Origin of the sequence: Haemophilus parahaemolyticus (assembly GCF_018373095.1) — a bacterium.
Taxonomy (GTDB): Bacteria; Pseudomonadota; Gammaproteobacteria; order Enterobacterales; family Pasteurellaceae; genus Haemophilus_A; species Haemophilus_A parahaemolyticus_A.
Window position 1 is genome coordinate 18,638 of the sequence record NZ_JAHAHT010000012.1, and the last position, 10,213, is coordinate 28,850.

The window sequence follows — 10,213 nt, forward strand, 5'->3', positions numbered from 1 at the left end:
ATACTTCATATACTGCTTTAAACTTGAATAAGTCCCTCTTACATTCCTATGCTTATAAGGGAAATAACCTTTTTAATTTGCCTTTGCACTTCATTTTTTAAAGCTTCATACTTTATAAACCAAGAATACAGACAAAGATAGAATTCATTTTTTGAACTATTAACTAATATTTTTACAATAATCTTTAATTATTTTCCTGCTCGCGATTAGTCTGTTTTTATTAATTTTCTTATCACAATGGCTATCATATGAAACTGGCACATCTGTTCTGGTGCATTAAAAAGATATTTCATTAGACCTCATCTATCGCCACAGACAATTTATTGAATTATGTGATCTTTTTCTCGTAATTGGTTCAAAACAAGCTTATAGTAAATATCTTATCTGTTTTCGAACACATCAGGACTAAAATACCTGAATAACGATGAAAAAAGATCATACCCATAATGATGTTTAGATATCTATTTTTAGATAGTTTTAAATACGATTTAGAGGATTTATCAATCTATCTTAGATTGTTCTAACCAAACATTAATATTTTATTGAAAGTTGCTGATAAGTTTGTTTTCTAGAAATGTAATCAGTCCACTTTTTAGCAACTATTTTGTCTACTATACCAATTAAAATGACTTTTTAAGTTTATATCTTTTCGACTTTCAAGTAGAATACCGCCCCTTTAGTTTTACAAAGTATAGTGCGTAAATTTTATGATTAGCGTGTTTGATATGTTTAAAGTAGGAATTGGTCCTTCCAGTTCTCATACGGTCGGTCCAATGAAAGCAGCAAAACAGTTTATTGATGAACTTATTGCTTGCAAATTATTAGTCAAAACTAACCGCTTAGAAGCTCATATTTATGGCTCGCTTTCGCTTACTGGCCGTGGGCATAACACTGACATTGCCGTAGTAATGGGCTTGATGGGATATTTGCCAGATAATGTGGATATTGAAAGCATTGAGCCAACGATTGAGCAAATCAAGCAAACCCATAAGCTCTATTTAGCTCAAGCAGATAGCTCAAACACGCATACCATTGATTTTGATTTCTACAAAGATATGCCGTTTCATTACGACTTTTTACCTCGTCACGAAAATGGGATGACGCTTAAAGCGTTCAATGCAGATGAGCTACTTTTCGAAAAAACATTTTATTCGATTGGTGGTGGGTTTATTGTCGATGATGAACATTTTGGTGAAACGGCTCAAAACGAAGTGCAAGTGCCTTTTCCTTATCAACACGCAGAAGACTTGTTAAAACATTGCCGTGAGCAAGGTTTACCGCTTTCTAGCCTAATGTGGAAAAATGAGTTGGCATTGCGTTCGAAAGGAGAAGTTGAACACTATCTTGTTCATATTTGGCAGACAATGGAAGCCTGTATTCAACGTGGCTTGCACACTGAAGGCTTATTGCCAGGTTCGCTAAAAGTAGTTCGCCGAGCAGCCTCACTGCGTCGAAGTTTGGAAGCGAATAGTAAATTCAACCAAGACCCAATGCAAATTATCGACTGGGTTAATATGTTTGCTTTAGCGGTAAATGAAGAAAATGCAGCGGGTGGACGCGTGGTTACCGCACCCACGAATGGAGCTTGTGGCATTGTACCTGCCGTGTTGGCTTATTATCAGCAATTTATCGCCCCACTTAACCAAGAAACCATAGAGCGTTATTTGTTAGCAACCAGTGCGATTGGCTCGTTATATAAAATGAATGCCTCAATTTCAGGGGCAGAAGTGGGTTGCCAAGGCGAAGTGGGTGTGGCTTGTTCAATGGCAGCAGCGGGCTTAACCGAAATTATGGGGGGTACACCAGATCAGGTTTGCATTGCAGCAGAAATTGCAATGGAACATAACCTAGGCTTGACTTGCGATCCTGTAGGCGGACAAGTGCAAGTGCCTTGTATTGAACGTAATGCGATTGCAGCGGTTAAAGCCATCAACGCCAGCCGAATGGCTCTGCGTTTAACCACACAACCGCGAGTAACTTTAGACAAAGTGATCGAAACCATGTACGAAACAGGCAAAGATATGAACGCCAAATACCGTGAAACCTCAACAGGTGGTTTGGCAATCAAGATTTTGCCGTGTGATTAACCTAAATTAATAGCCCAAAGTAATAATGTACTTTGGGCTACTTTTATACTCTACTCCCCTTCAACAACTTCCGCATCCAAGTGCGATTTGGGTTTAAGACTTGCCAAATATCTTCGCTGATTGGCACAGGTTCACCTGCAATCAAGCTTGCTAACAATTCGCCCAATAACGGGGCTGAGGTTAAACCACGTGAAGCCAAGCCGTTAATCATATAGAGGTTGGTAAAATTTTTCGCCTTTTCGACCGCTTGTTTGCGGCGTAGTAGATTATACAAATTCGCATATTGCTCTTTTTGAGCCTCAAAATTCGGCACTGCCCCAACCATTGGAATACGATCTCGAAAGGCTGCTCGAATGCCAACTTTGGCGAGATCGCCTGATAAATCCAGCCCCTGTACCCAATCACAAGCGGTCAAATTTTGCTGAAGTTTTGCAAGATTTTCTTGATGCTCTGCAAGGCTAAATTCGGTAGTCGCATTATCACGAATATGGCTTGCGCCTATGCAATGTGTCGCTTGTGAAGAAGCGGGCGTTAGGTAGCCATCGTAGCAAATCACGCATTTCAATTTGGCTAATTTTTCAGTCGTTGGCACTTGACTAACCTGCCCTCGAACAGGGTAAAGCGGAATGCCTTTCGCTTGTGCGAAGTTGTTAAAACTATGCCCATTAGCAAGCACTAAGACCTCATGCGAGAAAATCTTGCCCGCGTGTTGCCATTGCCATTTATTGCCTTGCCATTGCGGATCACAAACCTCGTGATTAAGTACGATTTTTAGTCCCTGCTTTTCTAATAAAGCAAAGCCGTTTTGCACCAATTGCACGGGCGAAAGCCAACCGCCCTCTTGAATAAAGGCACCGCTATTTGGCACAGAAACACCTAATTTTTCGCTCAATTCTTCTGCAGAACAGAGTTGAAATAGGCTATCATCTTGCATGATTTCCGCCATTTTTGTTAACTTTTTGACCTGCTTTTCATCGTAGGCATAAAGTGCCACGCCTGTTAAAGAATGCTCAAAATCGACCGTTTGTTTAAGCCCATTCAAGCGTTGCAGTGCGTAATCAAAAGCGTGCACATAAAATCGCACATTGCGATCATCATCATCGCTTAATTGCGGATAAATAGCCCCCTGCAGATTACCCGAAGCATTGCAGGCAACTTGGTCATCTTTACAATAAAGCGTGACTTTTTTGCCCTTTTCAATCAGTGATAACGCCAAAAAGAGGCTTGCAACACCACCTCCAACGATCGCAATATCTTGGCAATGTTCAGCATTTTGCTGGTAAAAGTAAGGAAATTGTTGCAATTGGCTTTCAACTTCAGCATTTTTTGTGCCCCACAGCATTTCTCGTTTTTTGCCAAAGCCTTTGCGTTTTTTCACCTCAAAACCGACCGCTTGCAATCCTCGCCTAACATTACTTGAAGCCGTAAAAGTGGCAAAAGTACCTCCCATACGTGTGGTGCGGAACATCTGCTGATAAAGCCCCTCATTCCACATTTCGGGGTTTTTATCGGGCGAAAAACCATCCAAAAACCAAGCATCTACAGCTTCGTCATATAAATCGCCCCATTGTGAAAGGCTCTCTTGCATATCGCCAAACCAAATATCAAGATAAATCTCACCGAAATGGTAACGCTGACAGCCTACTTGGCGAGGTTTCCAACAAGCGGTTAAATTTGCTGAAAGTGTTGCAAATTGCGGATAACTTTCGTGAATTTGGCTTAACTGTTCGGAAGTTAACGGATATTTTTCAAATGAGAGAAAATACAAACGTTGCAGTTTATGTGTTGAGTTTTCCGCCCGAAATTGCTGAAATTTATCTGCTACCGCCATAAAATTTAAGCCCGTGCCAAAGCCTGTTTCGGCAATTACAAAACTTTCACGCTCATGTGAAAGCCAGCGTTCCCAAAGTTGATTACCCTCTTGGAAAACGTAGTAACTTTCTGCCAAGCCATCTTGGGTAGAAAAATAGATGTCGTCAAACTGCTCGGAAACGGGTGTGTTGCTTTCATTAAATGTGAGTTGAGAGAAGGTGAGTTTTTTCATTGTGATTACTTTAATCCTGCGGCGATGGTAGATCGTATCCGCTGCAAATAAAAAGAGCCATAAAGATAGCTCTATCCTAATAAGGAAGCATAAATTTGTCTAACAATTTTGAATAATGATTAGTGCTTTATGAACTTAAATCCCCCGCAATCTCTTCCGCTTGCTTCAACACATACTCCACCGCACCTTCTGCCTGATCAGGCGGATATTTATATTTTTGTAAGGCACGTCGAACGAGTAATCGAATTCTTGCCCGTACTGCTTCTTTGTGTTGCCAATCAATACTGACTGAGCGGCGTAAAATATCGGTAATCTCTTTAGCGAGTTTAGAAAGCACTTCATCGTTCATCAATTCTTTGGCATTCTCGTTTTGAGAAAGGGCATCGTAAAACGCTAATTCTGCCGTGCTTAAACCGAGTTTTTCGCCCCGCGATAAGCATTCGGAGAAATCCCGCCCCATCTGCACAAGTGCATCAAGAATTTCCACCACGCTCAAATTGTGATTGTGATATTGCGTGAGGGCTTCTTGCAAACGTTGCTCAAAATCTTTTTGTGCGGTCAGATTTCTGCTGGCTTTGGCTTTAATTTCCTGCTTCAAATAACGTTCCATCGCTAACACCCACAGGCTTTTGGTCTCGCTGTTTTTGATCGCTTGCAAAAATTCGTCGGAAAGCAAATTAATCTGCGTTTGTTCTTTGCCCAACAAATCAAATAAATCAATGGTACCTTCAGATACAATACTTTGATTGATTAAGGCTTTAAGCTGAATTAAACGTTCCGTTGTCCCCTTTCCGTTTTGTTCACGTTTGGCAAGCACAGCACGCACAGCATCATAAAAAGCAACTTCTTGACTATATGGTTCTATTTCAGGTAATGCCCCGCATAAAGCGTAACCTTTTTTCAAGCTTCCTGCCGTTTTCAAAAAGGCTTTTTTACGTGGCTCAATATCGTCTGTATTATGCCAATGTTGATCGTGTGCTTTGCCTTCGTTAGGCAATTGGTCGAGCGTAGCAATATGGTTTGCTGCTGTCGCAATGGCTTTTAGCAATAATGCAGGTTCTCGTTCAGAAATTGCCATCTGAACATCAAATGCTTCGCCTTCAATTGGTGTCGCAAACAAAGTTCGGATAAATTCAAGCTGTTCTTTCATTTTAAAGAACACGCTTTGCACATCTTCCGCTAATTGCCCTTTGCCGGTAGAGTTGGTGTATTGCTGTGTGGCTGCTCGTAATTCTTCTGCCAAACCAACATAATCCACGATCAGCCCACCGTTTTCGCGACTTTTGTTAGCGAATACACGGTTTACTCGTGCGATGGCTTGCATTAGGTTATGTCCCTTCATTGGCTTATCAAGATACATAGTGTTACAGCACGGTGCATCAAAGCCTGTCAGCCACATATCACGCACAATCACCACTTTCAGCGGATCGGTAGGATCTTTAAAACGGCGTTCTAACGTTTGCTTTTCCGGCTTACTGTAAATATGTTTTTGCATTTCAGGCGTATCGCTTGCCGAACCTGTCATCACAATTTTAATCGCACCCTCATTGATATTATCCGAATGCCATTCAGGGTGCAGAGTAATGATCTGATTATACAAATCCACGCAAATTTGACGGCTAGAAACGACTATCATCGCCTTGCCGTCTTGTTGCTGATTGCGTTTTGCAAAATGTTGCACAAAATCGACCGCTAAATCGTGCAATCGTGCTTCTGAGCCGAGCAATTTTTCTCGCAAGCGTAATTTCGGGTTTTCTTCGCCTTCCAGCAGTTCATCAATTTCTGCAAATAATTCATCGTGATTAGCATTCTCCGCCAGCTTGATTTGGCGAGCTTCGTAAATAATCGGCACGGTTGCACCATCTTCCATCGCATCTTGCAAATCGTAAATAGATACATACTGACCGAAAACATCTTGTGTATCGCGATCTTCAAGGCTAATTGGCGTACCCGTAAAACCAATAAACGAAGCATTTGGCAACGCATCACGCAAATGACGGGCGTAACCCGCCTGAAACTTGCCGTTATGCAGCTTTTGTGTAAAGCCATATTGACTGCGGTGTGCCTCATCGCTGATCACAATAATATTGCTGCGTTCATTTAAGACAGGGAAGCGGCTTTCTTCTTCATTTAGAGCGAATTTTTGAATGGTGGTAAAAAACACGCCGCCCACTTCATTTTGTGCGAGCAGTTGGCGTAGTTGTTCTCGGTCTTCCACTTGTTGAGGTGTTTGTTTGATTAAATCTTTGCCTGAAGAAAAGGTTTGGAACAACTGACCGTCCAAATCGTTGCGATCAGTGACGACTAAAATCGTCGGATTTTTCAATTCAGGTTGGGAGAGCAATTTGCCAGCATAAAACAGCATTGAAATGGATTTGCCCGAACCCTGCGTATGCCACATCACACCGATGCGTTTATCGCCTTGCTCGCTTGTGGCAAAAATCGTGGATTCTACGGCTTCGTTTACGCCGTAATACTGATGATACGCCGCGATTTTCTTGATTAACACTCCATTAGAACCGCGTTCAAACAGCACAAAATAACGTACATAATCCAGCAGTTTTTGCGGTGTCATCAAGCCGTTTAACAGATTTTGCAATTCATCACCAAAATCCAACCGCTTACTTTTTGCCTTTTCGTCCACGACTTTCCAAGGTGTAAAGCGTTGGAAATCTGCCGAAAGCGAACCCAAATGGGCGGCAATGCCGTCTGAAATAATCAGGGCCTGGTTGTAAACAAACAGCTCGGCAATTTCATCTTTATAGGTTTCAAACTGATTAAACGCCTGCAACAAATCCGCCGATTCACGCAACGGATTTTTGAGCTCAAATACCACCAACGGCAAGCCGTTCACAAAGCCGATAATATCGGGAATCCTCTTGCCTCCTTTACGGCTGCGGATTTCCAGTTGATTGACGGCAACAAAGCGGTTATTCTCCCAATGCTCAAAATCCACCAAGCGTGCCATCTCGATTTTTTGCTCATTTTGTCCGTGGCTATTGGGAGCCTGATATTCGACCCGCACGCCATCACGCAACAGTTTGTAAAACGCCTGATTACGCACTACCAAGTCGCCAATATCACTTTTTGTCGCGAATTTCACAACAGAATTAACCGCACTTTCAGGCAACTGAGGATTAAGTTTACGCACTGCCTCACGCAGTTGCTCAATAAAGATTACACCGCCCAGATCGCCACGGGCAAACTCGCCCTCATGAACAGGCAAGTCTTTACCGTAGCGATATTCCCAACCGAGGGATTGCAGACGTTGAAGGGTAAGTTGTTCGATGTCGTTTTCGTTGAGCATAGATGTTCCTTTTGTGTATTTGCTGCCTTTGGGTAGCTAATGGATTAATTTCTTCGTTTATTGATACTGCCAAATCTCCCCTATCCCTCTTTGCTAAAGAGGGGAATGGTATTGAGCGTAGTTTTAGTTTAGGTGTTTTTCAAGAGTAATTTTGCTGTTAATCCGACCGCTTGCAGTCAATAAATCTCTGAATAAATCCCCCTCTTTAGCAAAGAGGGGTAGGGGAGATTTGGCAGAAGTGAAATCAACCTCGTGAGTAATTAAATTTTCCCATTCAACAATCTAGGTAACAATAAATCTCTTGTTTTACTCAAAAGCATATTTTCATTTGATGTCATTTTTTCAAAAATAACACCTACCTTTTCATAAAAGGCATTGAATATATTTTCATCAGGAATAACAACAAGTTCATTTTCAAGAAAATTTTTTGTTTGGAAATTGCTAATTCCTGTACTTTGTACTTGATATTCCCAAGTTTTTCCTTGTGTATAAATCATTTTTAAATGACAAGCCAGCAATACAGCAATTTTTTCATTGATTGGTGTAAATAATCTACAAAAGCTAGCAGGAATAATTGGAAGATTAAAGTTACAAAGTAAATTTTTTGTAATTAACAATGACCGCCCTGTTGGTTGATTTTTACTTCCTCCAGAAACTTCAATAATAATGTCGCCATATTTTGCCTTACGGCTTTTTAATTTATTTTTTGCAATATATCGTTTAGGGATTACGTCAAATTCATTTATTTGAACATTAGGAAGATCTGTTCCTCTAAAAACAAAAACATTTTCTGTATGTTTTTCGTCTTCTTCCTCTTTCCCCCAATCCCCTCCGATTGTATTTTCTAAAAGAGAACCAAAAGGCTTTAATTCCCACCCTTTCGGCACTTCAACCCCATCAACCTCCACCATCTCACACGGAAACGCTTTGGCGGTTTCCGCTAATTCGACGTAGCGGTCAGGCTGTGTTTGTGAAAGTGCGGTCAATTCTTCGGGTGTTTTTCCGCTGATTGCCTGCATAGCGGCAAGTTCCGATTGTTCAAGGCTAAGACCGTCTGAAAGCGCTTGGACTTTGGCACGCACGGGATCGAAATCGACAAACCAGCTTTTAAACAGTGCTTGGGCGATTTGTTCCAAGGTTTGGTTGATTTGGATGTTGAGTTGGATTTTTTGGTCAAGACTTCCTAAGATGTTGGCGATTTCTTTTTCTTTATCAATTCCTAAAGCTGAAATTAAAATGCTTGATAAATGGTTTCGATTTAATGTAGGAACACCAGTTCCTACATTAAAACTTGTGAAATCAATACTTTTTAATAAGTAATAAATAAATCTAGGATAATGTCCTTTGAAATCTTTTACATATAATGTTGTATTTAAAGGGAAAAAATCTTTTTCAATATATTGTCCACCACCAATACTTCCGCTTCTTCCAATTACAACACCAGGTGCTTTAACTTTAATTTCATTGTGATAACCAGCAATCCCTGTTGAAGCAACAACAGGAACACTTCCTGAAATTCTTTTGTTACTTGGCAAATCAAATCCACGCTGTAAAGTTATAAATTCATTTAATGGAATTTTACTCATACCCCAATCCCCCTAAATTCTTCTTAATTTCCGCTTCCAATTCCGCACTTTTCGCAAATTGTTTTTTCAAAAGAGCGGTCAGATTTTGCATTTTTTCTGCAAATGGTACGCCGTTGTCTTCTTGTTCTGCGGTGCCGACATAGCGCCCCGGTGTGAGGACGAAGTCGTTATCTTTAATTTCTTCTAAAGTAACAGATTTGCAGAAAGCGGCTTGGTCTTCATAGCTGTCTGATTTTTGCCAAGCGTGGAGGGTGTCGGCAATTTTGGCGATGTCGTCAGCGGTGAAATCACGCAATACGCGGTCTCTCATGTAGCCGATTTGGCGGGCGTCGATAAATAACACTTCGCCTTTGCGTTTTTTGTTGCGGTTTAAAAACCAAATACAGGCGGGGATTTGGGTGTTGGTGAAGAGCTGGCCGGGCAAGGCAACCATACATTCCACCAAGTCGGCATTGATGATGGCTTTGCGGATTTCGCCTTCGTTGTTGGTTTGGCTGCTCATGGAGCCGTTGGCAAGCAACAATGCCATTTTGCCGTTGGGCGAGAGGTGGTAAATCATGTGTTGCAGCCAAGCGAAGTTGGCATTGCCTTTAGGCGGCGTGCCGTATGTCCAACGTGGATCATCGGCAAGGGATTCGCTCCACCAATCGCTGATGTTGAAGGGTGGGTTTGCCATGATGAAATCCATCTTTTTGTCGATGTGTTGCGGCTGGGTGAAGCTGTCGGCGTTATGTTTGCCGAAGTCGTAATCAATACCGCGAATCGCCATGTTCATGGCGGCGAGTTTCCAGGTGGTGGGGTTGAATTCTTGCCCGTAGATGGAAACGTTGTTGATGTTGCCTTGATGGGCGGCGATAAAGCGTTCGGTTTGCACGAAAAATCCGCCGCTGCCCATGGCTGGATCATAGACACGTCCTGAATAGGGTTTGAGCATTTCAACAATCAGGGAAACGATGGATTTCGGCGTGAAATATTGTCCGCCGCGTTTGCCCTCGGCTTGGGCAAAGCGACCGAGGAAGTATTCGTAAACGTGGCCGAGTATGTCTTTTGCGCCTAAATGTACGGACTCGCCGTTGTAAGTCGGACGGGTAAAATGGGTATCAGAGAAGAGGATAATCAGCCCGCGCAGGGTGTCTTCGTTTACCGCATAGCCGCTGATGCGTTGGAGGACGCCTTTGAGTTTTTCGTT

General features: G+C 42.0%; 5 protein-coding genes. 1 reads left to right on the plus strand and 4 read right to left on the minus strand.

The genetic code is table 11. The features are described from left to right. Positions 1–707 precede the first annotated feature (707 nt). Entirely contained in the window at positions 708–2,087 is a 1,380-nt protein-coding gene (locus KH943_RS02610) for an L-serine ammonia-lyase (RefSeq protein WP_304107251.1), read from the plus strand. 43 nt (positions 2,088–2,130) lie between these two features. Here KH943_RS02610 and mnmC read toward each other — a convergent pair whose 3' ends face one another. The 4 genes from mnmC to KH943_RS02630 all read right to left on the minus strand — a co-directional run. Further along, a complete protein-coding gene (mnmC, locus tag KH943_RS02615; protein WP_304107253.1) occupies positions 2,131–4,131 on the minus strand; it encodes a bifunctional tRNA (5-methylaminomethyl-2-thiouridine)(34)-methyltransferase MnmD/FAD-dependent 5-carboxymethylaminomethyl-2-thiouridine(34) oxidoreductase MnmC in 2,001 nt (666 codons plus the stop codon). A 127-nt stretch (positions 4,132–4,258) separates the two neighbouring features. Continuing rightward, positions 4,259–7,438 (minus strand): type I restriction endonuclease subunit R, encoded by a 3,180-nt coding sequence (locus KH943_RS02620; RefSeq protein WP_304107255.1) that lies wholly within the window; start codon positions 7,436–7,438, stop codon positions 4,259–4,261. Between the two features lie 260 nt (positions 7,439–7,698). Further along, positions 7,699–9,024 (minus strand): restriction endonuclease subunit S, encoded by a 1,326-nt coding sequence (locus tag KH943_RS02625; protein ID WP_304107259.1) that lies wholly within the window; start codon positions 9,022–9,024, stop codon positions 7,699–7,701. Beyond that, a partial coding sequence (locus KH943_RS02630; RefSeq protein WP_304107262.1) for an SAM-dependent methyltransferase occupies positions 9,017–10,213 on the minus strand: 1,197 nt, incomplete at its 5' end. The genes KH943_RS02630 and KH943_RS02625, both read right to left, overlap by 8 nt.